This window comes from Pirellula sp. SH-Sr6A, from assembly GCF_001610875.1.
GTDB lineage: Bacteria > Planctomycetota > Planctomycetia > Pirellulales > Pirellulaceae > JBKCUI01.
Map to the genome: position 1 here is coordinate 1,369,449 of NZ_CP011272.1, position 26,813 is coordinate 1,396,261.

The 26,813-nt window shown below is 51.7% G+C and carries 24 protein-coding genes, 1 pseudogene and 1 riboswitch; of the genes and pseudogenes, 11 read left to right on the forward strand and 14 right to left on the reverse strand.

Annotation, left to right across the window (positions count from 1 at the left end):
* Window positions 1–20 precede the first annotated feature (20 nt).
* From VN12_RS05255 to VN12_RS26765, 3 genes are all read right to left on the reverse strand, one after another.
* The gene (locus VN12_RS05255; RefSeq protein ID WP_146675838.1) at window positions 21–932 is read right to left on the reverse strand and encodes a PEP-CTERM sorting domain-containing protein; all 912 of its coding nucleotides are present in this window, start codon (window positions 930–932) and stop codon (window positions 21–23) included.
* 228 nt (window positions 933–1,160) lie between these two features.
* Window positions 1,161–1,423, reverse strand: a riboswitch (cobalamin riboswitch).
* A gap of 45 nt (window positions 1,424–1,468) precedes the next feature.
* Window positions 1,469–1,801 carry a hypothetical protein gene (locus VN12_RS05260; RefSeq protein ID WP_146675839.1) on the reverse strand — a complete coding sequence of 111 codons (333 nt, stop codon included), beginning with the start codon at window positions 1,799–1,801 and terminating at the stop codon, window positions 1,469–1,471.
* Window positions 1,791–1,934, reverse strand: coding sequence for an H-X9-DG-CTERM domain-containing protein (locus tag VN12_RS26765; RefSeq protein ID WP_409994270.1), 144 nt, complete (start codon window positions 1,932–1,934; stop codon window positions 1,791–1,793). Before VN12_RS26765 ends, VN12_RS05260 begins: the two co-directional genes overlap by 11 nt.
* Window positions 1,935–3,011: 1,077 nt before the next feature.
* On the opposite strand from VN12_RS26765, the gene VN12_RS05265 reads away from it, so the two are divergent.
* The 3 genes from VN12_RS05265 (at window position 3,012) to VN12_RS05280 (ending at window position 6,098) form a co-directional block, all read left to right on the forward strand.
* Window positions 3,012–3,356, forward strand: coding sequence for a hypothetical protein (locus tag VN12_RS05265; protein ID WP_205855197.1), 345 nt, complete (start codon window positions 3,012–3,014; stop codon window positions 3,354–3,356).
* 480 nt (window positions 3,357–3,836) lie between these two features.
* On the forward strand, window positions 3,837–4,601 hold the full coding sequence (locus VN12_RS05275; protein ID WP_146675840.1) for a hypothetical protein: 765 nt from the start codon (window positions 3,837–3,839) through the stop codon (window positions 4,599–4,601).
* 87 nt (window positions 4,602–4,688) lie between these two features.
* Window positions 4,689–6,098, forward strand: a complete 1,410-nt coding sequence (locus VN12_RS05280) for a DDE-type integrase/transposase/recombinase (RefSeq protein WP_146675841.1) — start codon at window positions 4,689–4,691, stop codon at window positions 6,096–6,098.
* A 760-nt stretch (window positions 6,099–6,858) separates the two neighbouring features.
* Here the strand turns inward: VN12_RS05280 and VN12_RS05285 are convergent.
* A complete protein-coding gene (locus VN12_RS05285; RefSeq protein ID WP_168164230.1) occupies window positions 6,859–7,950 on the reverse strand; it encodes an Rpn family recombination-promoting nuclease/putative transposase in 1,092 nt (363 codons plus the stop codon).
* 55 nt (window positions 7,951–8,005) lie between these two features.
* On the opposite strand from VN12_RS05285, the gene VN12_RS05290 reads away from it, so the two are divergent.
* Window positions 8,006–8,611 (forward strand): hypothetical protein, encoded by a 606-nt coding sequence (locus VN12_RS05290; protein ID WP_168164231.1) that lies wholly within the window; start codon window positions 8,006–8,008, stop codon window positions 8,609–8,611.
* A gap of 66 nt (window positions 8,612–8,677) precedes the next feature.
* A complete protein-coding gene (locus VN12_RS05295) occupies window positions 8,678–9,322 on the forward strand; it encodes a DDE-type integrase/transposase/recombinase (RefSeq protein WP_256388138.1) in 645 nt (214 codons plus the stop codon).
* Between the two features lie 290 nt (window positions 9,323–9,612).
* On the opposite strand, the gene VN12_RS05300 is transcribed toward VN12_RS05295, so the two are convergent.
* The gene (locus VN12_RS05300; protein WP_146675845.1) at window positions 9,613–10,245 is read right to left on the reverse strand and encodes a hypothetical protein; all 633 of its coding nucleotides are present in this window, start codon (window positions 10,243–10,245) and stop codon (window positions 9,613–9,615) included.
* Window positions 10,246–10,250: 5 nt separating this feature from the next.
* Window positions 10,251–11,849, reverse strand: a complete 1,599-nt coding sequence (locus tag VN12_RS05305; protein ID WP_146675846.1) for an RHS repeat domain-containing protein — start codon at window positions 11,847–11,849, stop codon at window positions 10,251–10,253.
* 137 nt (window positions 11,850–11,986) lie between these two features.
* Between VN12_RS05305 and VN12_RS05310 the strand changes: the two genes are divergently transcribed.
* From VN12_RS05310 to VN12_RS05330, 5 genes are all read left to right on the forward strand, one after another.
* Window positions 11,987–13,117 (forward strand): tyrosine-type recombinase/integrase, encoded by a 1,131-nt coding sequence (locus VN12_RS05310; protein ID WP_146675847.1) that lies wholly within the window; start codon window positions 11,987–11,989, stop codon window positions 13,115–13,117.
* The gene (locus VN12_RS05315; RefSeq protein ID WP_146675848.1) at window positions 13,114–13,764 is read left to right on the forward strand and encodes a hypothetical protein; all 651 of its coding nucleotides are present in this window, start codon (window positions 13,114–13,116) and stop codon (window positions 13,762–13,764) included. The genes VN12_RS05310 and VN12_RS05315 overlap by 4 nt, the downstream gene beginning before the upstream one ends.
* A 204-nt stretch (window positions 13,765–13,968) precedes the next feature.
* Complete coding sequence (locus tag VN12_RS05320; RefSeq protein ID WP_146675849.1) at window positions 13,969–14,232, forward strand: helix-turn-helix domain-containing protein; 264 nt, start codon at window positions 13,969–13,971, stop codon at window positions 14,230–14,232.
* A gap of 37 nt (window positions 14,233–14,269) precedes the next feature.
* Window positions 14,270–14,551 carry a hypothetical protein gene (locus VN12_RS05325; protein ID WP_146675850.1) on the forward strand — a complete coding sequence of 94 codons (282 nt, stop codon included), beginning with the start codon at window positions 14,270–14,272 and terminating at the stop codon, window positions 14,549–14,551.
* Window positions 14,548–15,117: a primase-helicase zinc-binding domain-containing protein gene (locus VN12_RS05330; protein ID WP_146675851.1), complete on the forward strand. Its 570-nt coding sequence runs from the start codon at window positions 14,548–14,550 to the stop codon at window positions 15,115–15,117. The genes VN12_RS05325 and VN12_RS05330 overlap by 4 nt, the downstream gene beginning before the upstream one ends.
* Here VN12_RS05330 and VN12_RS26770 read toward each other — a convergent pair.
* Window positions 15,087–15,197: pseudogene (locus VN12_RS26770) on the reverse strand (DUF2190 family protein); the annotation flags it as partial. The gene VN12_RS05330 and the pseudogene VN12_RS26770 sit on opposite strands and share 31 nt — an antisense overlap.
* Window positions 15,198–15,655: 458 nt before the next feature.
* On the opposite strand from VN12_RS26770, the gene VN12_RS05340 reads away from it, so the two are divergent.
* Window positions 15,656–16,765, forward strand: coding sequence for an integrase core domain-containing protein (locus VN12_RS05340; RefSeq protein ID WP_168164233.1), 1,110 nt, complete (start codon window positions 15,656–15,658; stop codon window positions 16,763–16,765).
* Between the two features lie 346 nt (window positions 16,766–17,111).
* On the opposite strand, the gene VN12_RS05345 is transcribed toward VN12_RS05340, so the two are convergent.
* From VN12_RS05345 to VN12_RS05375, 7 genes are all read right to left on the reverse strand, one after another.
* Entirely contained in the window at window positions 17,112–17,678 is a 567-nt protein-coding gene (locus tag VN12_RS05345) for a nucleotidyltransferase family protein (RefSeq protein ID WP_146675854.1), read from the reverse strand.
* Window positions 17,675–17,902: a hypothetical protein gene (locus VN12_RS05350; RefSeq protein WP_146675855.1), complete on the reverse strand. Its 228-nt coding sequence runs from the start codon at window positions 17,900–17,902 to the stop codon at window positions 17,675–17,677. The genes VN12_RS05345 and VN12_RS05350 overlap by 4 nt, the downstream gene beginning before the upstream one ends.
* 733 nt (window positions 17,903–18,635) lie before the next feature.
* Complete coding sequence (locus VN12_RS05355; RefSeq protein WP_146675856.1) at window positions 18,636–19,739, reverse strand: sialidase family protein; 1,104 nt, start codon at window positions 19,737–19,739, stop codon at window positions 18,636–18,638.
* Complete coding sequence (locus VN12_RS05360) at window positions 19,732–23,166, reverse strand: efflux RND transporter permease subunit (protein ID WP_146675857.1); 3,435 nt, start codon at window positions 23,164–23,166, stop codon at window positions 19,732–19,734. The genes VN12_RS05355 and VN12_RS05360 overlap by 8 nt, the downstream gene beginning before the upstream one ends.
* Window positions 23,167–23,171: 5 nt before the next feature.
* Window positions 23,172–25,391, reverse strand: coding sequence for an efflux RND transporter periplasmic adaptor subunit (locus VN12_RS05365; RefSeq protein ID WP_146675858.1), 2,220 nt, complete (start codon window positions 25,389–25,391; stop codon window positions 23,172–23,174).
* Between the two features lie 3 nt (window positions 25,392–25,394).
* Complete coding sequence (locus tag VN12_RS05370; RefSeq protein ID WP_146675859.1) at window positions 25,395–26,300, reverse strand: hypothetical protein; 906 nt, start codon at window positions 26,298–26,300, stop codon at window positions 25,395–25,397.
* 38 nt (window positions 26,301–26,338) lie between these two features.
* Entirely contained in the window at window positions 26,339–26,803 is a 465-nt protein-coding gene (locus tag VN12_RS05375; protein WP_146675860.1) for a hypothetical protein, read from the reverse strand.
* Between the last annotated feature and the right edge of the window lie 10 nt (window positions 26,804–26,813).

Consider the following 26,813-nt stretch of genomic DNA (forward strand, 5'->3'; position numbering starts at 1 on the left):
TGACCCCTCCATGACGATCCCTATACGCTTTCTGTAGCTTTGCCTTCCGTGTCGCGTGATCTAGAATGCCGACGCCTACGAAAGGCAAAGCCCCCCATGCCCGCAATGGTGAGCAATGCTAGACTCGATGGCTCTGGGACTGCTGAGACATTCATAACTCCAACGCCAAGTCCAGTGCCCAATCGGAAATCAAAACCACCTGATCCCGTTGTTAGCCAGTTGTCGCGTATTGGATTGCCTAAGCTGTCGACGAACGCTCCGTTACCTGGTATGTCAAAGAGTCGGACATATTGAATGTTGTTCAAGTCGAGCAGACCGCCAGACACCAGGGTGTGCGAGGTCAATTCAGCGAGATCGAACGGCGTACCGAAACCTCCAGCATGTTTGCCTGCCAGGTTGTAGACGTTCGTGACGTCGTAACCAGCGAATGCTCCGCTCCCTTGGATCGGACCCGTGTTTCGACTGATGCTACTGAACCTTGCGAAGTCAATGCCGTTAGTTGAAACATCGACGTAGGCGAACTCGGCGAACAAGCCTGGAATACCATTCGAGTTAGTGCCAAAGGTAAAGCCGTTTTCGAATACTGCGAAGTCGTGCCCCAGACCGTTCCTGATTCCGGTCGGGAACGTGACTGTTAGAAATCCTGGTGAGAGACCATTAGCGATTTGAGTGGCGTCTAGGTCTCCGAGGCTGTTGAATCCACCTGTCTGATTGATGACCGAACTGCCTCGGGGCGCGAATGACGTTCGAGTTGGATCGATGAAATTTGCCCACTCCCGAAATCGGCTGTCATTGGCTGCAATGGCTGGATCGATCGCGTGAGTGGTCTCAGTGGGGCCTGAGAAAACAAGATCAGCTTTTGCTCTACCGCTTTGAATGCTAACGACTGCGAAGATGGACGCTAAAAGAAGCGTCTTGTGTTTTTGGATCATGGCACGCCTTTCATTCCATGCGCGCAGTCGCTAGCGGAATCCGGACCGCACCAAATTGATGCAACCAGATCACGGGGGCTTTTGAGCGAATGGACTAGCCAACGAATGGCTGTTACTGGCTTTGAATAAACGGGTCAGAAGATCAATGAAGAAGGCAATTGGGGCGTCGACCCCAACGAGACAAACAGCATCGATCAACTGCAACGATTGCCTCAATCCAGGAAGGCACGACATCGTCTAGCTCAAGGTAGGTCTTCTGACTCACCACCGTATCGTTCGCTCACAGCCTTCTCATCCGTTTCAACCCTGATTTGAGTCAGGCGGACAATGGCTCATTCCAAAGAAAGGAGCAACGATTGCAATCAGTTAAGATCACGGGTGGCACACAGCGGCCGGACCGTCCCGGAATTGCCTTCGGGAAGAAGACGCACCGGAGTTCCCTGTTCACCTTGTTGGCATCCAACAAGATCACCTTGAACAACATCAATATACGAAAACCAACTCGCTAGTCAATCACTCATTTCTGAGGAAGAAAGCTAACGAACCTGATCGCTTGCGAACCTCAATGCCATCGTTTGCGCAGACTCCCACTCGCCTTCGCCCGCCATCTCAAGGACCTTCTTGAAGGATGTGATTTCTTCACCACTGACCTTGCCTTCCGACTCAAGTTCCGCCAATCGCTCAACACATTCAGCGAGTCGCTTTTGGTTTTTCGTGTTGCACGCGGTATAAACCTGCTTGATGAACTCAAGTGATTCTTTTGAGGTTGCTTTCGGATGCTGACTGCACCCACCGAGCAGTATCGCAGCAATAACCAGCAATACACTATGCCTCCATAATGGAATGGAACCGCGATTACTAATCCTCATGAGCAAACACCTCCCCCTTGCCACAACTGCTCATCGCAGCCCACGTATCAAGATTTATCGTTGTGGCAACGTACCGTACGCTGCCATCACCCAAAAGTACATAGCCACCTCCTCCGTTCCAAGGTGCGTACATCTGACAAACATGACATGTCGGAAACGAAGGAGCGTGAATAACTCCAGGTTCGTCTGCAGCTGGACCGGAATGGCAAAGAACATACGTCGCGCCATGATCGCATTCGGTAAACGGAAATCGATTTGGGTCCTTAGGACATGAGAAGCTTCCAGGCACAACACCTGTCTTGCCTCTCTAGAAAGTGGAATTCCCGCTGATTAGGCTAACATAACCTGATCTTAGGAGGATTCCGATGCTCCCCGTGCGAAAACGTCATGGGGAGCTTGAATGGTTGGAGATGCTGCAGCTAACACGGCAATTGCGGGGTAAGCAGAGATTTGTTTGTTCCGATTCTTTTCAGACGGTAGAAACCGGTATACGGAAACACGACGTTCGAAGGCGCGGTCTGCGGAATCGCAAACGTCTTGGTCGCCACTCAGGCGACATCTACAGGCGACTGGGAACTTCATTGTCACGCTTTTAGAGACGTGACGGCGGTCGCTAAACTTGAATGTGGGCAGTTGGGAACTAATCTCAAAGCCTAGCGTCCCTGTGCAAATATTCTGCCCCGCCCGAGCTTTTCTCAGGAAATCCACTGTTTCGACGATGGCAAGCTTCCGCAACGTTTACACAACCCTCTTGCTCGCCACTGCCGGGGCAACGGACAGAGAACTCGCCCGCCAGCGCTCTAAGCTGTGATTTATGCAGAGCAAAAACCAGCGAACCAGCGCTTATATCACTCCAAAACAAAACGAGCTGAGCCTTGCGCACCGGTGATTTGTACCAAGAAACGAGGACAACCAAGCGAGCGAAAAGAATCGATGGATGACTGATTGACTGTCGCGAGATAGAAAATCGAGGTCGAACCATCTCACAAAACCATAGAAACACCCCAACAAATAGCCCGTTTACACCGAAGTGAGTCCAAGCACATCGATTGCACGAACTGGGCCTCAGAGAAACTCTCGCCGCACCATCAACTCGCCTAATAGCGCCGAGTTTTCGAACGCTTTTTTCCAAAAATGTTCTGCAGCGCCGAAGCGCAAACGCTCGCCCCATGCTACGGTCTGCCTGCTAAGTGCCCTGCGAATGCACGACATGACAACGCAGTCACCTCATGAAGTTTGGTTGGCAATTGGGGCGAAAGACCGCAAACCCCAGATGAGCTATCCCCCAATTCGCGTGGCGCGATTCTCTGGGGAGTCGAAACGATTCGGAGTACAGTATCGAACGATCGAAGGCGTGACGATTACGGTATACTCACCAGCGAAGACGATTGCGGACTGCTTCAAGTATCGCAATAAGATCGGCCTCGACGTTGCTATAGAGGCTCTCAAAGATTGTCTTCGTTCACGCAAGGCCACCATGGATGAAATCTGGGAGGCCGCCAAGGTTGGTCGCATGGCAAACGTGATACGACCTTACCTGGAGGCAATAGCTTGACCAGTAAGTCACCGCGAGACGTATCCGCGTGGTTCGCGCGCGATTACTGAACATCTCCAAAAGGAACAGTGAAGCTTTCGACTTGGTTCTCGTTCGATTTGCAATGGAACGTCTGCTGTATCGACTTTCCCAATCAACGTTCCGCGATCGATTCAATCAGCCATTTTTTCGCCCTGCGAAATAACCACTACTTGCACAATCTCGTTTCTGCACTGTGCTGGAACCAGCCAGTCCTGGCGCCCCAACCTCGCCCTCAATCTTGGAAAAATCCAAACCCCCTGGTAAGATGGAGTGACCGACGATTGTTCTCCGTATCTCCATGTCGAGTTTGACAAGTGACCGAACAAGAACGACTCCTTAGACTGGAAGAAGCACGATCTGACTCGGATTCGTGGAAGGAGTGGTATCGCCTCACCCCGCTTGAGAGAATGCAGGAATCCACAAAACTTTGGCGGTTCTACTTGGAGGCCGGAGGCTCACTTGATCCCGAACCCGATTCTCAAAGTCCTTTCGACGCTGTCATGCCACGAAGTACGCCACCTGCTTATCGGCGGTCAGGCATGCGTGTTGTACGGCGCAGCGGAGTTTAGCCGCGACTGCGATGTCGTGATTTTGGCCGATGAAGACAACTTCAAGAATCTAAACGCGGCCTTGGCCGAATTGCAGGCAGAATGTATAGCGGTTCCCGAATTCAAGGCGGAGTATCTCCGACGCGGACACGCGGTTCACTTTCGGTGTAAACACTCCGACGTGAACGGCTTGCGAATCGATGTAATGACCCAACTACGTGGTTGCGACCCATTTGATCGCCTGTGGGAACGGCGAACCACGATCCAAGATCCGATCGCAGGCGCTGCCTATGAGGTTCTCGCGATTGAAGATCTCGTTTGTGCAAAAAAGACGCAACGCGATAAAGACTGGCCCATGATCCGCCGCTTAGTCGAGGCTCACTATGATGAGAATCAAGATGATCACAATGACGCGATGGTTCAATTCTGGCTGCGAGAGTCGCGCACGCCAGAAATGCTAAGCCAGCTCATGCAACGCTTTCCCGAATCCGCGATGTCGCTGACTTCATCGCGTCCATGGTTGTCGTTGGTTGAACCGACTGATTTCGGACAGATCGAAAAGTACCTGAGGCAAGAAGAGGAGATGGAGCGACGTGCAGACGAACTATATTGGAAGCCACTCAAGGAAGAACTCGTGCAGCTTCGATTAAATCGGGAACGCCGGAACAAAGACTGAGCTACTCCCCTGAGTGTGGTTCATACCGCCAGCCGAAGCTGCATGTCACGGCAGATTGTTTGTGAAACTCTGGCATCCAAGTAAAGGATGGACAGAAAAGAAATAGCTCAAAAGACAGTTACAGCTGTCTTCTTCAACTCCATTCCGTGCGACCTCAGCGTCGCACCAACTTCCTCTGCTGTGATCGCACCTAAACGCCAACAGAACTCGTATGACCATCGTCTGCGGGAGTTGGTCTTTCAATCTGGAAGAACGGAGACCGCGAAACGAATCGGTGTGCCGCGATCTACCATCCATGGCTGGACTAAGGCTCGACCTCGACCGGTCGTGACACTGGTTGCAAAAGATGATTATGTCGCGAGCCTCGAAAGGCGGGTCTACCTTCTCGAGCGGCGCACAGCACGATTGAGAGCTTTACTTCGACTATGCGTTGTCTTGTTTCGGCTATGGGGTTTTTCGCTTACCTACCAACGCTTGCCTCAGGGGAGCGACAAAGAAAAACTCCTCCGAGTCATCGACCATGCAAGCCTCTTCGTTCGATTGCCGAGATTACTTGCCTGCATTGGACTCTCTTCTTCACGCTACTACGATTGGAAGAACGCGCAAGAATGTGGACTCGATGATGTCTCGTCTTGTCCCAGATCTTTGCCAGGGCAAATGACTGCGACGGAACGCTCCGAAATGCGATCGATGGTGCAGTCTGAAGACTATCGTCATCTCAGCGTCGGATCAATCGCTCGGTTGGCCTCGCGACTGGGAAAGGTCTACGCTTGTACCTCGACTTGGTACCGAGCGATTCAAAATGGAAATTGGATCCGGTCTCGCAAACGCATCTACCCACCGAAACCTCGAATCGGCTTACGAGCTACGAAGCCGAACGAATATTGGCATGTCGATACAACCATTGTTCGATTGCTCGATGGCAGCCGCGTGTACCTTCACGCAATTCTCGACAACTTCTCGCGCCGCATTCTCGCATGGAGATTGAATAGCACCTTTGAAACAGGTACGACAGCGGAACTCCTCAAGGAAGCAGCGAAGGGACTCCCCGAAAACACAGTACCCTCTGCTGTTATGGACTCGGGCGTTGAAAACGTGAATGGCTCGGTAAATGAGCTTGTTTCTGATGGCACCATCCGACGTATCCTTGCGCAGGTCGATATTGTGGAATCGAACAGTATGATCGAAGCCTGGTGGCGTCAGCTGAAGCACCAGTGGTTGTATTTGAACGAACTTGAAAGTGCGAATTCGGTTCGCAAGTTTGTTGCCTTTTACGTCGAGCAGCACAACTCGGTCGTGCCCCATTTTGCCTTCCAAGGGCAGACACCCGACGAGATGCACTTTGGGACCGGAGCGAATGTTCCGGTGGACCTTAAAGAGAAGCGAGCAACAGCGAGAACTGCGAGGTTAGCGCACAATCGCGCTCTGAGCTGTGATTTATGTAGAGCAAAAACCAGCGAACCAGCACTTGTATCACTCCAAAACAACACGAGCTAAGCCTTACGCACCTGCGTCTTGTACCAAGAAAAGAGTGTCACCAAGCGAGCAGCAAGCTCGATGGATGTCTAAAAGACCGTCGCAATCCAGAAAATCGAGTGAGAAGCAGTACACAACGCTGGAGAAAGCCACCAACAGATCACCCGTTTTAACCGAAGTGAGTCCAAGCTCATCGATTGCACGAGTTGGGCCTCAGAGAAACTCTCGCCGCACCATCAACTCGACTAATAGCGCCGAGTTCTCGAACGCTTTTTTCCAGAATGTTCTGCAGCGCCGAAGGGCCTTCATTCTCGACATGGCGTTATCCTCGGGCACCGACAAATTCTGAGACATCGTCGGCAGGGGCGGAAAAAAAACAGGACCGGCCCGCTTTAAGTAGAAATACCGTGGGGCCGGTCCTGCTTGGAACAAAGCCAGCCCGGCTTAGAGTCAACCAATACCGTTGGGCTGGCCATGTTGGTGGCGGGTTTCCCCGCCAACGACATCTCAAAGGGTAACTAATCCTTCAATTTGTCGAGCTCCCCGAGCGCAACCCTCTTCGTAACAATACTCTCTTTTTGCAAGAGCCGTAAGTTGTTTTATGGAAAGGACTTAAGTGGTTTCGAGACCCGTTCGGTATATTGCTATCGGTCGGAACGAGTTCCAACCCATTCTTCAAATTCGGTTCACAATCGGACACTGTTTTTTAATCTCGCACATACAGTTAAACAGAGATTTCTGGAATGGACAAGGCCGTAACGAACTTCTTCCGCTCAATATGTCAGCCGCCACGCCGGTGGATGCGATCCTGGAGGGACTCTGTGATCTCTTGAAGTTCCTCAAGGCTCTTACCAGCAAGGTCCGTTGCCTCAGACTCCACACCTAGGATGGACTCGAGAGTACGGATCAATCTAATCTCGCCCTCCTGACGCCCTTCCTGTCGTCCCTCCTGACGTCCCTCCTGACGTCCCTCCTGTCGTCCCTCCTGTCGTCCCTCCTGTCGTCCCTCCTGTCGTCCCTCCTGACGCCCTTTCGTGAGCAATTGGTCAGCGACGGAGCCTGGCTCGGGTTTTACGGGCCAGAATTCTGCAAATATCCCTTGGACTTCGTTTTCGCCTACGATCGGATTCACGGACATAACATACTTCCTTATCGTGTCGAGCAACGTCGATGCCCGGTTGCCTTCGAACTGACCTGCGACGCTTCGGAAGACTTGCCTCAGCACAGCCGCCAATTCCTCATCTCTTCCGTATTTTAACAGAGTAAACGTGATATGCAAAATTGGCTCCCCGGCCATATCCGAATCCTTCATTCGACTCACGTCGAGAATCGGAATCTCCATTCCCGGCACATAACGCTTCCAAGACTCCGGGATCGGAATGAGCTCGGAGAGGCTCTTGGCCACCGTCCAAGGCCGCACGCCGTTGTAGATTACCCAGGGAATGATGGGAATCACCGGTAAGCTGTTTTCCACGCTGTGCTCCCAAATGCGGACCATGTAGCCAAGCATCTGGATAACGGTGTGCTTGTCGGGTGCACTCTTGTGATCTACCAGCACAAGCAAATGAACGTGAGGGCTTTCCATCCCCAGTTCTCGCGCCGTTTCGTCGATCATCTCTACCTTGAACAAGCGATCGGCAAACCTCCGTTTGAGATTGGCGTCGATGAAGCTGGTGTCGGCTTGCTCTAGCGTCTCCGGCTTCAGATGCGCCACAAACTCGGGAGGAAGATGGGATCGCACCAATTCCTGCGCGGACTCCTTTTGCATCAGCGTCCGCGACAGCAATCGATCGAAAGGCGTTTGGACGACTTCGCTTGAGTCATCACCCGGCATGAAGCGTTCGTCCTCATCTTTTTTTGGTGGCTCGTTCATTCGCTCAATATAGCATCCAGGTGAATGCCATTTCGGGATCATAAGGGACATTGCATTGATCGCACCTAAACGCCAACAGAACTCGTATGACCACCGTCTGCGGGAGTTGGTCTTCCAATCCGGAAGAACGGAGACCGCACGACGAATCGGTGTGCCGCGATCTACCATCCATGGCTGGACGAAGGCTCGACCTCGACCGGTTGTGACGGTGATTGCAAAAGATGATTATGTCGAGAGCCTCGAAAAGAGGATCTACCTTCTCGAGCGGCGCACAGCACGATTGCGAGCTTTACTTCGACTGTGCGTTGTCTTGCTTCGGCTATCGGGCTTTTCGCTTACCTATCAACGATTGCCTCAAGGAAGCGATAAAGAAAAACTCCTCCGCGTCATCGACCATGCAAGCCTCTTCGTTCGATTGCCGAGATTGCTTTCCTGCATTGGACTCTCTTCTTCGCGCTACTACGATTGGAAGAACTCGCAAGAATGCGGACTCAATGATGTCTCGTCTTGTCCCAGATCTTTGCCGGGGCAAATGACTGCGACGGAACGCTCCGAAATGCGATGTATGGTGCAGTCTGAAGACTATCGTCATCTCAGCGTCGGATCGATTGCACGATTGGCCTCACGTTTAGGAAAGGTCTACGCTTGCACCTCGACTTAGTACCGAGCAATTCAAAATGGAAATTGGATCCGGTCTCGCAAACGCATCTACCCAACGAAACCTCGAATCGGATTACGAGCGACGAAGCCAAATGAGTATTGGCATGTCGACACGTCCATCGTTCGATTGCTCGATGGCAGCCGCGTGTACCTTCACGCAATTCTCGACAACTTCTCGCGCCGCATTCTCGCATGGAGATTGAAGGACACCTTCGAAACAGGTACGACAGCGGAACTCCTCAAGGAAGCAGCCAAGGGACTCCCCGAAAACACAGTACCCTCTGCTGTCATGGATTCGGGCGTTGAAAACGTGAATGGCGCTGTAAATGAGCTTGTTTCTGATGGCACCATCCAGCGTATCCTTGCGCAGGTCGACATTGTCGAATCGAACAGCATGATCGAAGCTTGGTGGCGTCAGCTAAAGCATCAGTGGTTGTACTTAAACGAACTCGATAGCGCGAATTCGCTTCGCAAGCTCATTGATTTCTACGTGGAGCAGCACAACTCGGTTGTTCCCCATTTTGCTTTTCAAGGGCAGACACCCGACGAGATGTACCTTGGGAACGGAGCGAAAGTTCCGGTGGACCTTAAAGAGAAGCGAGCCACAGCAAGAGCTGCAAGGTTAGCACAAAATCGCGCTCTAAGCTGTGATTTATGCAGAGCAAAAACCAGCGAACCAGCACTTGTATCAATCCAAAACAACACAAGCTAAGCCTTGCGCAACTGCGTCTTATACCAAGAAACGATTGTCACCAAGCGAGCGACAAGCTCGATGGATGTCTGATTGACCGTCGCGAGATAGAAAATCGAGGTCGAACCAACTCACAAAACCACAGAAACACCCCAACAGATCACCTATTAACACCGAAGTGAGTCCAAGCACATCGATTGCACGAGGTGGCCCTTAGAGAAACTCGCGCCGCACCATCAACTCGACTAATAGCGCCGAGTTCTCGAACGCGTTTTTCCAGAATGTTCTGCAGCGCCGAATGGCGGATCCGTTTAATGCGTTGGTTTAGTTCTTATTGGTGAACGCTTTTTTCCAGAATGTTCTGCAGCGCTGAAGGGTCGCCAATCTAGGATCGACCAGTCGATGACATGCTGAGGTAGCCAACAGGAACCCCAATTTGGTTTTCTCACAAACGAAACACTTATCTCCCATCCATTTTCAAAGCACTTCCAATATGTTGCGACGAAAGGTCGAATAGGGTTAATCACCGGCGGACAATCCCCCAAGACTGAAACGGTTTGATCAACAAGAAGATAAAAACCAACAACTTCGCGAATTCGATACTGAGTCAATGATGAAACTACCCAATTGCTTAAATCACCAACTTCCTCTTCTCGGAAGCAAAAAAAACTTTGCCAATTCGGTCTGCGGAAATCTTCCCATAAGCTCGCCCCAATGGAGGTGACCGATACACCTTCTTGCGTAACTTCAATCAATCCCAACCTCTTGAGATCAACAATCTTTCTCCTAACGTCACTTGGATCGATTTCGGCTGAATAAGCCGGTAGGTTTGTAAGGTGTTCAAATTCCTCGGGAGAACTTACAAGAACATCCAAATCGATTGCATACTCAATTACGGAATCGAGTAGCCAAGTAGCTAATGGGTCTTTATGTAGTTCAATCAAGTGGTTTAGTTTCCTTTAAATTGGCAAGTACACATCTCCTTCACGACTGGCATTCCAGAAGAATCGTCACAACATTGACCGCAAACAAGTCCCCATCCGATCTTTTTCGAACCACTCATTCTGCAATTGTAGTGTTTTGCGCCTGGGAAAAAATACTCGCGTTGGCTCGGTCGGCCGTTGTCCGGAAACCAATTCGCGCCCCCGTTGCATATCCTACATGCTTCGGTCCTATTGGAAGTGATACCGCCCGCAGGGCATATCGGCACGGACGGACCGAATACATCCTCGCAGGTCCTTTTCGGCTGTGGATCTGGCTTTGGATCGGGAGCAGGTTGTGGGTCTGGTTGTGGATCTGGGGCTGCATCGGATCCTCGAGGAGGAACCGGGTCACCTTCACCGTTGTCGCAGATCCATTCCACGGTCTTAACACAAACAGGAACCGTTGTGTAAGGCGCTGCGAGTTCTCCACACTGTTCACCCGCTACGAACACTGTGATATAAATGCAACTCCTCCCGGCCACTAACCTACAGGTGGAACCTGCGCTAGGTGCCGCAGGAGGAACGTAAATGCGTGGAAATGGCCTTGGAGACACTGGAACCGTCGGTGTCGTTGGGTTTGGAATTGGCAGCGCGGAATGGAGTCCACTGGGATCAACTGCACTTTGAACTTGTGCAGCAACGTAGCCATATAGAAGGTTTTGTTTTCCCCTGAACCCGATAGGGTCTCTGGTGAGGAACCTGCCACTTTTCGAGCTCATCCACCTAGCCCGGAAGTGATACAGCCCTAACGTCGCATCCCATTCACGTCCCGTGTAGGTATAGCGATTATTGATCGCGGAACTCGAGAGAACCGCGCCTGAACCATCAAGGATCGTTGGTTGGCCATAGGCCGTGTAGGCGTAACGTTCCGCTACGGAGCCACTGGAAGTGGTTACTGCGGTGATGGAGTACTGCTGGTTTCTGTGTAGGTAGTGAATCGTTCCACTGGTACCAGCTGCTTTGCGGACAACCGGTTCGTCGATGTAGCTAGCGTACACATAACGATGCGTTGGAGAGCTAGGAGCATCCCCGTAGCCATAATCGGCGATCGTCTGCTGGTCATGCTGCACATAGACGAAGGAGCCGGAGGTTCCTTGTCGCGCTACGCGTCTGCCCAGTGCATCATACTGGAACGTGACATCGTTCGAGCCGTTGTTATCCACATCGGCGCTCTTGAGCTTGTTGTCGAAGTCATAGCCAATTGCCATGGCCACGCCACTGGTTGTGAGCGTCGTGGGGAGCAGGGTAATGTTCCCCTTCACATCCGTCGTGACGTTCTGTCCCCCTGCGGTGAGCAGTTCGTGGGTAGGACCATGGGTGCGGTTCTGCGCTGTGCCATTGGTGGTGATGCTGTTCCAGTCACCCACACTGGTGAGACTCCACGATTGGGTAAACGTTCCGCTGGCACGGGCGAAGCCGGTTAAGCGGTCCTCGTCGTCGTAACTGGTGCCTGCTGAAGTAAACCCGTAATTGCTCATCGTTCCACCGATGGTTTCCGATGTTTTGTTCTTGTTCGAATCCCAAGTAGAAATCCAAACAGTGGTTTTCCCTGCGTTTTTCCGCATGTTTGCCAGCTAGTACACTTGCCGATACACTAATGCTAGCTATTTAGTCCTATTTTAGGACGTTTTTCTCGACGAAAAATATGACCCCGCGACCGTTCCACCGATCCGGGGTCCGATGCACAACAGAAAGGGTTGGCATGGCTACAAGTGTACCAAAAAAGGCGGACCGTTTCCCACTTTTCAAGCATCCTCGGGGGTACTGGTGCAAAACCGTTCTCGGGAAGCATCGCTACTTCGGGAGAGTCTCCGAAGATCCAGACGGGAAGAACGCGTTAAAGCGTTGGTTGTTCGAGAAGGATTATCTACTTGCCGGATTGGAGCCTCCATCGGGTGATGAGGAAGCAATCACGATTCTCTACCTTTGCAACAAATACATTGCGAGCAAGGAATCGGAACTAAACGCCGGAGAGATTGGAAAGCCGACTTTCGAGGGTTGGAAGCGACTTTGCCAAATGGTGATGGCGACAATTCCAAAGTCGTTGCCGTTGGACAAGGTTATCCCCGACCACTTCGAGAAGTTGCTACATGCGATCAAAACGCGGTATCGATCGCCTAACAGCCGTGGACAGCATCTCATGGGGGTTCGGTCGCTTTTCAATTACGCGTTCGATATGGGGTTTATATCGCGTCCCCCGACCTATTGTCCTGGGTTCAACAAGCCACCCGCGAAGGTTTATCGAAAGCACCGCGCAGAAGCTGGCGACCGATCGCTAACACGCGTTCAGGTTTGGAAGCTACTTGATGCAGCCGACGTGAACATGCGGGTTGCAATCTTGCTTGGTTTGCAAGCTGGTTTTTCGAACATTGAATGCGCATTGTTGCCGCGATCCGCGATCCAAGACGGATGGCTAGTGTGGCCGCGAGCGAAAACGGGAATCGAACGAAAGATTCCACTTTGGAAGGAAACCCAAGCGGCGATCAAGAAAGCGATTGCAGCCGGTCCGGTCGATGGCGAACGCGTTATCTATCGCAAGAACGGGAAGCCGTTTCGAACATGCCAAAACATAATGTACGCGTTCGAAGTCGTTGCCGCGAAAGCTGGCGTTGAGTGCAAGTTTTACGACTTGCGGCGAACGCTTCAAACGGTCGCAGAGAACCATATCGATAACTTCGACTTGCCAGCAATCCAGGCGATTATGGGACATTGCGTTCGCAGGGATGACATGAGTTCCAACTACCGGCAAAACATGAAGGACGAACGGTTGATTGCCGTTACCGATGCGGTTCGGAAGTGGCTTGGCACAAAGCCGAAAGGCGGTGCAAAGTGAGTTCGCAATCATGGTTTGTTGAAGGGTTGAGGAAGCTTGCCGGAAGCATCAAGGAAATCGAGTACTACCAAACCGGTTCGGAGTATGCGATTTGGCAGGCGATGAACCAAGCCGGTAATCCTCTTGCCGCGAAAGATCATCCAGACGTTAAGGCATGGCGACAATTCAAGGAGGATATTGTTGTTGAACTCAACGCGGTGGTGAAGATTGGATTGCAACAGTACGGAGCCGATTTGGCATGTTGCCGGAAGCTATCGGTTGAGCTGTCACAAGGTTTTTACAAAGACGGTTCAAGTACGACTTTCGATGCGATTGTCGAAGTAGTTGCGTTGGCGGACAAGCTAGAGTTTTGTTCGACATCGCGGGAGAATGAAGCCGGGGGAAGCTGCGATAACTTCAATGATAATATCACACAAGTTAGGAATGACATCGACGCGAAGGTTGCCGCGATTGTGAATAGAGTTATGCGGCGCAAGCTGTCACAAACCGAAAAAGGTAAAGCGATTGCCGATCAAGTAACCGAATCGGATTGGACAGCGTTTGCTACTGCACACGGAACAACGCAAGATCCCGTTTCCTATTTCACAAAGCTGGTTCAAGACATCGACCGGGAGAGACCGCCGAAGTGGTTGAAAAGTAAAAAATAGCAAGCCGACCATACGCGAAAACCTGCTATACGCAGACTCTACGCAGCGAGATTTCCCAAAATTTTTCGCTGCGTTTTTTATTGGTTTTGTGGGGGTACGCAAACTATACGCAGCCGTTGCGTATAGCTGCGTACGCGTTGAGCAAACATTTGTTTTCCATAGTCTTTAACCATCATTTCGCTTCACGGAGACGGGGGAAAGACGATGAATTTGGATACGACATTCGACCGAGCGTTAACGGTCGCACAGGCGGCGGAGTTCCTGAATACAACGGAAATTGCCGTACTGGATTTAATCAAGCGGCAGGTTGTACCCGCCAGCAATATCGGGAAGGGATCGCAGCGCCCACGTTGGCGCATTCTTGCAAGCGACCTCGGGAAGTTTCTGCTTAGCACCCGACCGGCACCACTTCAGCCGGCGACGCCAAAGCGATCACGCAAAACGGCAAGCGTGAAGAACTACTTCTAACAAAGAACCCCCAGCGTTATTAGCGCTGAGGGTCTCTTTGAAATCCAAACTCTCACAGATTGGTACTCTCATTATGACAAACAGATGCCGTAAGGCAAAGCTGGTTGATTTGGTTTTCTCGGAACGGGAAGAGTCCCCGTTAACGCCGTTGATTGATGCGTTAATCGATCTTCAAGCAGAAGAAATCGAGCTGAACCAAAACTTCGTTTTGGATGCGATTTGCTTGCGATGGGCTTTAGCCGACATCCTGAAAGGACAGGGGATTTCGCCAGAGTTGACAGACGTTAACCCAAATATGGAAGTGAGGGTTGGCGAATGATTGTTGATGCAATCAAGCAAGCCGCGCATGGTCGATGGCGTTCGATTCTTGCGTTGCCGTTAACACGCGACGACGCGGGCGGACAGCCTTGTCCTAAATGCGGCGGTGAGGATCGATTTCATACCGATCGCGAGTTCGACGATAACGGCAAGGTTTATTGCCGGGGTTGTCTATCGAAAGGATCAGGCGACGGAATATCAACGTTCGCATGGTTCAACGGCATCGAGAACAAGGAAGCAATTAAGCAGCTAGCAAGCGAGCTTGGCGTTAGTGTCGATCGCGACAATGCACCTAAACGCGATTTAATCGAAGCGGTTTGCATCGAGAAGCGAATGCCGGTTGATGCGTTCAAGCAATTTGAACCGACCCTTGCAAAGCGAGGTAATCGGGAAGTTGTTCGGGTTCCGGTTTGGAACAGCAAAGGCGAGAAGCATTCCTACTTCGATTTGTGGTCGAATGACAAAGGAAAGTTTGCACGCGCGCGTGCGGTCGTAGCACCTTCTGGGGCTGCCGCGATGGTCTTTCCGACCAGCTTGTTTCCCGTTGCCAGCGTCACGATGATCTGATCGTCGGACTTCCAGTAGACCTTGGTCCCTACGCTGATCACCTCATCAGGGTCTTTGGCAATGTCGAAGACGCCGGCCACGGCGAGTGAACCGAGGTTGTTCGCTCCCCGGACCGACCCTGATAAGGAACCTTCTCGGAGAAGTCGATTTGGAAAATGCGGCAAAACAAAGAGCTTTTTGAGTTCGAGACCGGATCGCTCGGTCGTAAAAGGTGTGCCGCGTTACGGAAAATCTGCTTAACAGTCAGGACTTTCGCTGCGCGCGTTTTTTGTCATTTCAACTTTCCGCGACTTGCACTTAAGTGCTTACAAAAACTGCCGTTAACGGCTTTTGGGTTGCAACGATGCCCCGCATCGGTCTCGATCGCATGCGACATACCACTTAACAATCACTGCGATCCGGCGTTCGCAGTACTCAACCGGCTGCACCGCCATGAAGCAGTTGTTACATGCAGCCGTCGAACTATCCTATGCCCACATCCGGGGTGCAAAAAGTGCGCTCCGCCTATGTACTTCTGGGGAATTCACGGCTTTTCATCATGGTAAGCTTTCGCAACGTTTACACATCCCTCTTGCTCGTCATTGCCGGGTCAACGGACAGGGAACTCGCCCGCCAGGTCAACTACCTCAAGGCGGAGAACCAAATCCTCCGCAGTCGGCTTCCCGATCGAATTAGTCTAACTGAACGCGAGAAGAACCGCCTGATTCGTTTTGCCAAAAATCTTGGTTCGGCACTCAATGAGTTGGCCACGATTGTTCACCCCGGGACCATCCGTCGCTGGATTCGCGAAGCAGCAGCAAAATCCAAGACGCGCCGAAAAGACAAAAGCGGCCGTCCCCGGACTGCAAAGGATATCGAGAAGCTGATCCTTAAACTGGCCAAAGACAATTCCTGGGGCTACACCAGGATCCTTGGTGAACTCAAAAAACTGGGGATCGAAACGGTAACACGCAACACGGTCAAAAACATTCTCAAACGCAATGGCTTCGAGTCAGGCCCTAAGCGTGGACCGGGCACTTGGGACGAGTTCGTCACTCGCCATGCGAAAACTCTTTGGCAATGCGACTTCTTCTCGAAGAAGATCGTTTCGAAAGCTGGCCTTCGAGACATCTTTGTTTTGATCTTTATCAACGTTGAAACACGTCGCGTCTACATTTCGCCGTCGACATACAAGCCAGATGAGCAATGGATGGTTCAGCAAGCGACAACGTTTATCGAGTCGACAAAGGCGGGAGGTCCGAAATGCAAGATCCTGATGCTCGACAACGACGGAAAGTACTCCAAGTTGTTCATGGATGCATTTGAAAGGGGAAAAATCAAAACCCAACGAACTCCGATCCGATCCCCGAACATGGTCGCCTTTGCCGAACGATTCGTTCAAACGATCAAGCAAGAATGTCTCGACCATTTCGTCGTTTTTGGCCACAAACACATGGACCTACTGTGCCAAGAATTCAAAGACTACTATCACGCAGAACGGCCGCATCAGGGACTGGAGAACGAGCTTGTGATTGACGGTACCAGAACGAAGAAAAGAACGAAGTCCGGAACGAAGCAATCCGAAACCGTTTCAATTCCGATTTCTGGGATTCGTTGCAAAGAACGTCTCGGTGGACTGCTCAAGAGCTACAGCCGCAAAGCAGCGTAACTCAAATCATCTTTCCACTTTCTTTGATACGTTCACTTCAGGTTTGAGCTTACTGCTGCGCGCAAAGCGAACATCCATCTGCACCGCAGCCATCTGCATCAAGAAATGTTCAACCTGCGATCTCAAATCTGAATCCAACTACTCTCGATCCCTCAGATTTTTCGTTCGGAAAATCACCTTGCTCGATGCAATCTAGTTTTTGCACAGGGCGCCCCGCAACCTTAGACTTGGTAAAGAATAAACTCACTTGCGTTGAAGAACTGGGTGGTCACCTCAAGTCCTATCGAGTCGCTGCGTAGTTGTGCACCGGTCAAATACCTAATTCAAACTTTAGCTGCCCAAGTTCCTACGCAATCGCATCCTGTGCATCGCCAAGCAATTTATCTAGAACGCTGGCCACACCGATTCGTTCTGCCCATTGTTCGAGGTACGGAAAGTCAATCGTCGATTTTGAGACTGCGAGAATACCAGCCGAATCGCTAAGCTGGCGATCCGACGGTGAAATGCAATACCAACGTAGTTTGTAGAGGATAACATCCTCAGGGCGAGCAATAAACGCTTTTTCGCCAAACAACTGAATGGAAAGCCGCCTTTCAAACCGAATTCGATCGTACTCATCTTGAGCAACCGAAAAAAAATCTACCTTCAGGGCCGATCGATTATCGAGCGCGTTGAATTGATAAGGAGGTCGAAGAGCTGCTCTGACGCTATGCTCTTGAATGAAGAACTGTTCTTCGAAAGCTTTCATGAACTTCGGGACATCTGACAATTGAAATTCAACGACGAAATCGATGTCGTGAGTAGAACGAGGCACTCCCCAGAAATTGCTCGCCATCGATCCGACGATCATATACGGAATTTGAGCCGCATTTAACCTCCGTAAACAGTCGATCAGTAGTTCTTGTTCGGTCATGCCGTCGGTAATGTTTGACGTTGGAGTTGGTAGCCAACGCGTATTCGCTGGCGAAGCTGCGCTTCGACTTCTTCGGACGTTAGGTTCGCCGAGCTTGCACGAATCGACTCGCGACACACTCCACACGATAGCTCATGTAAATTGAGTGCAATCTGAAGCCGCTCCTCTCCAGACATTCTCTGATAGGCTTCGATCTGCAATTTGGTCGCAGTGGACGGGTCCATTTTACGTCATCCTTTGGGTTGTTCATTGTCCTTATGCTTTGCGATCGCACTATCGTCCAGAGGCCTTGGGCGATTACCGGAAAGAATTCTCAGAGACTCGTCCGGGTTGTTAAACCAAAGTACTCTGTAAAATAGAGAATTTGAGAGTTGCAGACGAATTTGCGCGATCCGGTCTCGACCATGCGATTTTTGGCTAGCCTGCAGACTTCTCTTCGCGGTGACTAACACTCGCTGGACGGGCAAAATCCTCAGAGAAAACACGAGAAGCCAGGAGCCATCAGCTCCTGGCTTCTCTCTTAAATCGCATACTCGGAAATTCCGAGGATTTGAAAGGCTCCCCGAGCGCAACCCTCTTCGTAACAATACTCTCTGCGCTCGAAATTCGTAAAGCCTTGCAACGCAAGGACTTACGAAGTTCGAGACCCGTTTGGTCTGTTTCTTCACGAAGAGGTTCTAACTATGGGTTAACATCCTCTCCGGGTATGATAACGACGACTCACTTTCGCAACAATAGGAAAAAGCGGCTTGTTCGCCATTCGCCATTCCATCATTCACCGCCTGTCTACACCAGCCCGTTGACGAGCCGACCCGATCAATGCGACGAACTGCATTGCGTTTCTTTCCACAGTTGGGAAGCAAAGCTCGTTCGCAAGCAGCCCGATTCGCGTGCATGTTTCGGCTCCTACACTCTCGTCACCGGGGAGCCAACTGGCATGGATCGAGTGAAACGATGCTAATGAACTAACTGGCACTCGATAGATACTCGGTCGCCGGCTCGCTGCTCCCAAAACACGAAAACTGGCGATTCATTGCCGTCACCAACTGCGACGATTGGATCTCGAGCGTTTTCAGCAATAGTTGTCGAGTTGGGAGTTCCAAGCTTCGCCAGCCGAACTTGGCCATCGCGTTTGGTGAGCCAAACGACATAAGTCCCACTCGGGTTGCTTGCGATCCAAGGTTGTTCACCGTTTTCCAACATGGTATCCGACTTGGCTTTTCCAATGGACGTGAAGACAGTGTTGCCACGACGCCAAGCGGTAACAACTTCGCCATTCGGTGCGATCGCCAACATGCCGCCGTCCATTGGGCAAGCATTTAAGCTCCAATGTTGGATTCCAAGTCGTTCTCCGAGGCCGAATGTCTCGCCTTTATTGTTTGAAGAAACCAGATACATATCACGATTCCCCTTCAATGAGTTTCGAAACAAGACATGCACGGAATCGCCTTCGGTCGCTACCGATGGATGGCAGCACTCACAAATACTTCCATCGGGAGATTGGTAGACCAACTGATTCTTGCTCCAACTGGCCCCTTGATCGATCGATTTAGATGCGAAGAGCTGAGTCCGCTTCGCACGAAGGTCAAGCCAAACGCACCACAATGTTCCATCGTCACTGGCTGTCATTGCGTGCAGGCCCTCCCGCGCCGAGGCCTCAATGTCGTTGACCTTCACTGGGCCAAGCCAGCTCTTTCCGCCGTCCAGTGAGCGGTACGCCAAAACGTCTCCATCAGCACCTTTGCCCTGCGGACCTCCAATCGCAGTGATGACAATAGCGTCGCCGGCATGAGCAATCCGAGGACCTCTTCGCATTCCAAGAGACATGTTAGGTACCTGAAAGGCGACGAGCGGTGAGGGCTTTTCATCAACTCCGGTTCTGCAGTAATAAACGTCAGCTCCAACGCCGAATGTGACATGGGCGACACCCCTCGAGTCAACACACGCTTGGGGTTGTTTCGGTGATCTCTCGCCGCTCCCCGAGATGATGGTGAATGGTTCGGAACCAGAGACGAACGCGGGAAGCAACATCAGAAGAGCTGTCAAAGCAGTCTTAAACATTCGGTGAACTCACTTGGTCTGACACGGGTAGTCCAGAGCCAAAAAGGTAAAAAAGTGCAGGAGTGACGATTTGGTCTAGAACGGTTGATGCAATCATGCCGCCAAACAACACAATGGAAAGCGGGTAAAGGATCTCCTTGCCAGGTTCGCCGTACCCGAACAACAAAGGAAGCAGTCCTACAAAGCTGGTCATGGCTGTCATCATTACGGGCGCGAGGCGTTCAAGGCTGCCGCGAATGATCATTTCCTTTCCAAATGGCATTCCATCAACTTCCATCAAGTGTTGATAATGCGAGATCATCATGATGCCGTTGCGACTAACAATGCCTATGAGCGTGATGAATCCAACCCAGTGCGCCAAAGATAAATGGGTCGCCTGAATCCAGATACCTGGCCAGAGATACCAAGCTTGGCCCACGAACTCAGAAGCTTCAGGTCTATTCACAATCAGGAGCGCAACAATCGCGCCTAGCGCTGCTAATGGCACGTTCACAATCACCTGGAGTGCAGAACGCTGCGAGCCAAGTGCTTTCATCAGCAGCAGGTAGACGCCGACGATACTCAGCAGTGCAAATCCCCATAATCTGTACGTGGCCTGCTGCTGTGCTTCGAATTGTCCACTGTAGTCGAGATAGTACTCACCTGGCAGCTCATGAAGAGATTGTTCAACCGGCTGGAGTGCTAGTTTGATATCGCGTACGACACTTGCCAAGTCGCGCCCCTGGACATTGCAGAAAACGGCAACTCGGCGTTGAACGTTTTCACGATTGAGTACATTGGGGCCGGTCGTATCCAAGATTTCGGCTACTTGCGAAAGTGCGACCTTAGCTCCGGAAGGCGTCTCAAGAATGGTTTCTTCTATGACGTTTGGATCTTTGCGCGCCTCCTCGTCATACCAGACCACTAAGCCGAAGTACTTATCCTCTTCGATAACCTGTGAAACAATTCTGCCTTTGAAAGCCGTCTCCAATACTTCCGCCACGTCACCCGGTGTAAGACCGTATCGTGAAGCCTCGTCACGCTTGACTCGCATCTGCAGTTGCGAAATCTCAATCTGTGGCTCAATCTGCAGGTCGACGACCCCGTCAATCTCTTGCATCCGAGCCTGAATATCGTATGCCGCGGTGCGAAGCTCACGCAGATCAGGACCAAATACCTTCACCGCGATCTGAGCGCGAATGCCGGACATCATGTGATCTAAACGATGGGAGATCGGCTGGCCGATGTTGACGGCCGCACCCGGAATGCTTGAAATCCGATCGCGCAGGTCCGCAATCACCGACTCCTGCGCTCGCCCCTGGTATTCAAAGCTCCAAAGATGCGCGATCGGAATCGCTCGCAGGACAGCATTGTGCCATCCCACTTTCTCGGTCTTATGTTGAGCGAATCGCACTTCGAATTCCGTGTTGTTCACACCTTCTGCATGCTCATCCAACTCGGCACGTCCGGTCCGGCGGGCAACCGAGAGAACCTCTGGCACTTCAAGCAGGATATCTTCAACGCGGCCAGCAATTCTCTGGCTCTCGCCTAGGGAAGTTCCTGGTTCAAGTCGTAGATTGATTGTCGCTGTTCCTTCATTGAATGGCGGCAAGAACTCACCGCCCATCCAAGGAAGGGTCATGCAACTGAGCAGCACTAATACGCTTACTCCAGCGAGGACTGTCCTTGGACGACTAAGCGTCCATCGCAGCAATCGTTCGTCCCAGTACTTCAACCATCGCATGATTAAAGGTTCGCGTCTGTCGGCTAAGAACGGCGCGCGAGGCAGCAATACACTGGCCAGTACAGGTGTAAAGGTTAAGGCGACCACCAACGAACATAGTAAGGCGACGATGTAGGCAATACCCAGCGGTGCGAACAACCGCCCCTCGATTCCGGACATCATGAACAGCGGCAACACAACCAACACGACGATGAGAGTTGCGTAGACGATCGAGTTGCGAATCTCGCTCGATGCTGAGAAGATAACATCCAAGGCAGGCTTCTGAGCTTCAGTTGGCAACTGCTTGTTTTCGCGAAGTCGACGATAAATGTTTTCAACGTCAACGATCGAATCATCGACCAAGTCACCAATGGCAACCGCGATCCCGCCAAGTGTCATCGTGTTTATCGAGATACCAAACAGGTAAAAGACGATGACAGTTAGCAATATTGACAGCGGCATGGATGACAATGAGCTGATGCTTGTACGAAAGTTGCCCATCAAAAGAAACAGAATCACGATGACCCAGATAGCGCCGTCACGTACTGCTTCACTGACGTTGTCAACCGCCGCTTCAATGAAGTGGCTCTGGCGAAAGATTTCGGATTCAAGCTTTACGTCCGCTGGCAACTCACGCTGAACCGAAGCCAGCACATCGTTTATTCTTCGGTCAAGCTTAATCGTGTCCGCGTCAGGCTGCTTTTGCACGGTAAGCATTACCGCCATACCGCCTCTCAACTCGCGGTACGGCCTAGCATGTGGTTGTCCAACGAGATCTCTATCGCTAGCTGCTTGGTGCTCGCCATCGTTCATCTGCGCATATTCCGCAGCTCGATCGACGGCGAAATTTACATCTGGCTCAATCTTCACGACCGCAGAAGCGTCGCCGCGCTTAATCGGTCCGCCCAGTTTGACATCGGCCACATCGCCGATTCGTATGGGTACTTGCTCACGCCAAAGTATAGGAGTTGCGGCGACCTCCTCGAGAGTTAGCGACTGGCCTTGGATACGAAGTAGCGATTCTTTTTCGCCGCGATCCATCACACCACCACCCGCAAGCACATTGGCTTTTGCGGTGGCGTCCGTTAGCTGTGCAAGGGTTACATTGCGAGCCGCCAACCTCGAAGGGGAGGTGAGGACTTGATATTGCTTAAGAATTCCGCCCATCACGGAAACCTGCGATACGCCTTCAACGGCAAGGAGTCGATTGCGCACCGTGAACTCGCCCAGCGTGCGCAGCTCCATCGCTTTCGCGTCCGCCTCAAACTTCGAGCTCGGTTCAATATCGCTACGAAGCGCGAGCAACATGATTTCACCCATGATGGATGAAATAGGCGCGAGCGTCGGGTTGGTACCCGCCGGTAGTTTTGATTGAGCTAGCTGCAACTTCTCATTCACGATCTGTCGATCAATGAAGATGTCGGTTCCCCAGTCAAACTCAACCCAAATGATCGATAGACCAATGGCCGACGATGAGCGAACGCGTTTGACGCCGGTCGCTCCGTTTAAGAGTAATTCGATCGGTCGCGTCACGAGCACTTCGACTTCTTCCGGAGCCAGGCCCGGTGCTTCGGTCATAATCGTCACCGTGGGACGATTAAGGTCGGGAAACACATCGACGGGCATAGTCCGAAGCAAAGATGCTCCGACTAGCATTACGAGCAGTGAGGCAATCGCAACGATCGCCCGGTTGTGCAATGAGAAACGAATGATGCTGTCGAGCAAGGATGCTACCTCAATGATGCAAAGGCCGTCTGTAACTCACGACCACCAACGGTTACGACCAACTCACCCGCTTCGATACCGTCAACAATTTCCGTGTACGCACCGTCAGAGCGACCAATTTTTAGTCGGCGTCGATCGACGTATCCATCGTCCTTTTGAACAAAGCTGAAATAGTGCATCCCCTCGCGAAGGATGGCGGATGAGGGGATCGCAAGAGTCGATGTCGGACTTCCGATCGGCAAGACGACCGTGATCAATGCGCCTGAGCGAAGTTGCGGGACACTGGAGTTAGACTTTGGAGTAAGCCATATCCTCTGTGTGCGGGTCGACTCGTTTACGGTTGGACTGATTCGTGAAACGACGACTGGAAAGCTAATGTCAGGATCGGCAAGTATCGTGGCGATGCCATTCACTTCTCCATTTAGAGAATGGGTCTCGGGCGATCGTACATGCGCCTCAATCCATACGGACTCGAGATTGTGAATTTCGACAAGAGGCTGGCTCGCGGAAACGGTTTCGCCTAATGTGACTACGGACGAGGTAATGCGCCCTGCTATGTTGGAGCGAAGTGGAAGATAGTTGAGGATTCGCCGTTCTTTAACGATTGATTCTATTTCGCTTTCAAGTAATCCCAACGTAGAAAGCTGCCGCCTTAGGCTTTCGGCCCGCGCCTTTAACTGGTCCGCTTCCGAGCGCGTTTCCAATACGATGCGTAGTGAAACCGCATCGCCTTTGACGCCGTCAAGCCGATCAGCGCGACGAAGCGAGAGATCGGCGTCAAGCGACGTGCTGATCAGGTCGAGCTGGAGCTTGTGAAATTCAGGCGAAGCAATCTCCAATAATATTTCACCGGCCTCGACGTATCGTCCCGGATTTAGTTTGTGCGAATAGACCGTTCCGTCTAGTTGAGAGGAAAGTACGCTTCGGTTCTCGGGGGGCAACGTCACGGACGCTGTTAGCTGCGTAGTCGAAGCAACTTCGCGGTGACTCGCTGGCTCGGACCGTATCCCTAAACGTTGCTGGTCACTGCTATAGAGCTTTAGGACGCCAAGAAAGAACAAGCTCGACAACTCGTGACCTCCCTTTACTACCACTCGGTCACCAGGATAAATGTCGCCTTGGAGCACTTCGACCATCGGCTCGCTTTGCTTATGCGCTTCCAGAGTACGCTTACCTAACTGGATGGTTTTCTTCCGGTACTCTGCGGATGTCCGAGTCGATGCCTCTTCAACAAATACATAATTCTGCAGCCCGTCGCTGTATACTGCCCGCTGCGGAACGGTGAGTTTCTCATCTTGCTCTGACGTATAAATCGTGCCCCGACCAACAAGTCCAGGAATGATCGTTTGGTTTGCGAGTGTCATCCACGCTGAACTGACTTGAGTTTGGGAATCTAAACCAGCATCCATGCGATCGATAATGCCTTCTACCGAGATCGACGACGCAGGGAACTCGACCTTCACTCGGTTGCCTACTTTGGCCTTGAAAATATCCTTTTCCAAGAGTTGAAGCCGAACCCAAACTTCATCGGTATTAACAACTTCAAATAGGTGTTCCAACGCCTCCACGTACTTGCCCTCTGCCAGGTCCGAGTGAAGGATCTGGCCAGCGATAGGCGACCGAATGGGATAGTTCAACGAACCAGATGCGCTGTTTTGGAAGACATCGGAAGAAACGCCAAGAGTACGGGCGCGAATTCGGGCGACTTCCACTCGGTTCTGACTCTGCTCAACTGCGTTTTCGATTTCCAGCAATCGTTGCATCGGCACAGCGCCGGCCAACGCAGTTGGTCTTGTCATGTCAAGCAGACGCTGATTAAGGCTTACGTCATTAACTGCTTGCTGATAATCCAGTTTGAGCAGTTCCAATTCGCGGCTACTCAACTCGGCAATGATCTGGTCCTTTTTCACAAAGTCCCCAGGACGCGATAGTAGTTTGGCGATGCGACCAGAGATCTGCGCCGAGCCGAACGCCTTTGCTTGCCACGGTGTAACGGCCTCCGCATAGACCGTCAACGTGGAAGCAACGGTGCCTACCAGAAGTTCTTCCGCTTGAAGTCCAATGGCATTCCGCGCTTGCGCTGACAATGTCAGTTGACCATTCTGTGTATCAACTTGAACACCCTTGGTGGGAAGCGGTTGATGTCCCTCGTGGCCGCTAGCCGCCGACGTAGCCAGGGCAAGCATTAACACTGCGATGAATCGAGCTTGTGATGGAAGATTCATAACCTACTTCTTGATGAAACTATCTGGATCAGGCAGCGGGTCCGTTGACTCTTTTGCGGAAGCCAAAAATTCGTCGACGCACGGAGGGCAGCAGAACTCGTAAGGCTTACCATCGATAATCCACGTAAATTTGGAATTCGCTTTTGTTCCCGAGATAGGACACAGCATGTCGCCGACTTCTGGCTTCATGTCATGTTCCGACTTCATCCCTTTGAACTTTTGCGAAGCCGTCATATTGCCATTGGCTTCGATGTCCGCAACGGTGTACCGACCGCCCGGTGTCAAATACAACTCTCGTTCTGCTTCGTTAGCGACCTTAGCCGGCATGTCGGACGATTCATCATGGCTCTCCTGCCCAGAGACAAAACCCAGACGAAATCGCTCGCCATCGATTCGAATGTTTGGAATGGTTACATCCAGCTTGCGCCCCACCAGCTCCTGTGGCAGTTGCCCCATGAAAAGCGAAGTCTTCCCAGGGCTGTCGCCGTCCTGTGGAGATGCCTCAAACGAGATTGGTTTGGAATCCGCGTCCCCTTCGGCTTTGACAAACCCTTTCAACGTCTGGCTTTCCACGTCGATAACTCGACTCTCATCCTTGCCAAGCGTGTAAAGCCGAACAGCACCTGCTGAATCGATGACCGCTTCCACGTGATAACTGTCTCTCCCCAGCGAAATCATGATGCCGCCGTGAGCACCCGGGATATGACCATGTTCACTGTCAGCGTCGCCGGCAATTGAGTTCGTTGCAGATCTCTCATCGCTTGCAACGCCAGCCTTTTCACCCTCAACGCGTGGTGCAGTCTGATCTGCGGTCTCGTCCGATTGCGACGGATTACAGCCACTAAGGAAGACCAGAGTGGTCACCGCTAGGGGCAGAATAAACAAACAACACAAGTTCCATCTTTTCATTTCTAAACACCTTCAGTTGAAACAGTAGAATCGGACGGTTACTTCTTGAGCGACGCTTCGTAAAGGTCATCAAGCTTGGACAAGAACTTGGCTGGTTCGGCCTTCATCTTCTTTACACATGGCGGGCAACAGACGTATACAAAGTGCCCATCGACAATACCGTGCTTCGAATCGGCAGAGATTTCATTGTCCGTCATCACCAAGCAGTGTCCTTGGGCTTTGGCGAAGTTGGTTCGGATCTTTTCAATGTGCTTGGCATCCGGCTTCGCCTCTAGGCATGCTTCACAACAGACATAAAGCACCTCTTTGGTTTCTGGATTCGTCATCTTGACCGGCTTGGCATGGTCAGTGAGGGACTCGCCCGACACTGGACATATCGCTTGCACAGCTATCCGCAGACGCTCGCGACGTTGCTCAGACGTTTCGTCTTTTGCTGTTTGCGCATAACTTGATGCTGCCGCAGTGAAAACGAAAAGGAGAGCGAGAATACTGTTCTTGATCATGGTTTGGTCC

Excerpts from the sequence above, each read along its gene's own strand:
- VN12_RS05375 (WP_146675860.1), bottom strand. The coding sequence starts at position 26,803 with ATGATCAAGAACAGTATTCTCGCTCTCCTTTTCGTTTTCACTGCGGCA.
- VN12_RS05330 (WP_146675851.1), top strand. The coding sequence starts at position 14,548 with ATGATTGTTGATGCAATCAAGCAAGCCGCGCATGGTCGATGGCGTTCG.
- VN12_RS05285 (WP_168164230.1), bottom strand. The coding sequence starts at position 7,950 with ATGAACGAGCCACCAAAAAAAGATGAGGACGAACGCTTCATGCCGGGT.
- VN12_RS05310 (WP_146675847.1), top strand. The coding sequence starts at position 11,987 with ATGGCTACAAGTGTACCAAAAAAGGCGGACCGTTTCCCACTTTTCAAG.
- VN12_RS05355 (WP_146675856.1), bottom strand. The coding sequence starts at position 19,739 with ATGTTTAAGACTGCTTTGACAGCTCTTCTGATGTTGCTTCCCGCGTTC.
- VN12_RS26765 (WP_409994270.1), bottom strand. The coding sequence starts at position 1,934 with ATGTACGCACCTTGGAACGGAGGAGGTGGCTATGTACTTTTGGGTGAT.
- VN12_RS05340 (WP_168164233.1), top strand. The coding sequence starts at position 15,656 with ATGGTAAGCTTTCGCAACGTTTACACATCCCTCTTGCTCGTCATTGCC.
- VN12_RS05280 (WP_146675841.1), top strand. The coding sequence starts at position 4,689 with ATGGACAGAAAAGAAATAGCTCAAAAGACAGTTACAGCTGTCTTCTTC.
- VN12_RS05255 (WP_146675838.1), bottom strand. The coding sequence starts at position 932 with ATGATCCAAAAACACAAGACGCTTCTTTTAGCGTCCATCTTCGCAGTC.
- VN12_RS05370 (WP_146675859.1), bottom strand. The coding sequence starts at position 26,300 with ATGAAAAGATGGAACTTGTGTTGTTTGTTTATTCTGCCCCTAGCGGTG.
- VN12_RS05320 (WP_146675849.1), top strand. The coding sequence starts at position 13,969 with ATGAATTTGGATACGACATTCGACCGAGCGTTAACGGTCGCACAGGCG.
- VN12_RS05260 (WP_146675839.1), bottom strand. The coding sequence starts at position 1,801 with ATGAGGATTAGTAATCGCGGTTCCATTCCATTATGGAGGCATAGTGTA.
- VN12_RS05365 (WP_146675858.1), bottom strand. The coding sequence starts at position 25,391 with ATGAATCTTCCATCACAAGCTCGATTCATCGCAGTGTTAATGCTTGCC.
- VN12_RS05265 (WP_205855197.1), top strand. The coding sequence starts at position 3,012 with ATGACAACGCAGTCACCTCATGAAGTTTGGTTGGCAATTGGGGCGAAA.
- VN12_RS05305 (WP_146675846.1), bottom strand. The coding sequence starts at position 11,849 with ATGCGGAAAAACGCAGGGAAAACCACTGTTTGGATTTCTACTTGGGAT.
- VN12_RS05350 (WP_146675855.1), bottom strand. The coding sequence starts at position 17,902 with ATGGACCCGTCCACTGCGACCAAATTGCAGATCGAAGCCTATCAGAGA.
- VN12_RS05345 (WP_146675854.1), bottom strand. The coding sequence starts at position 17,678 with ATGACCGAACAAGAACTACTGATCGACTGTTTACGGAGGTTAAATGCG.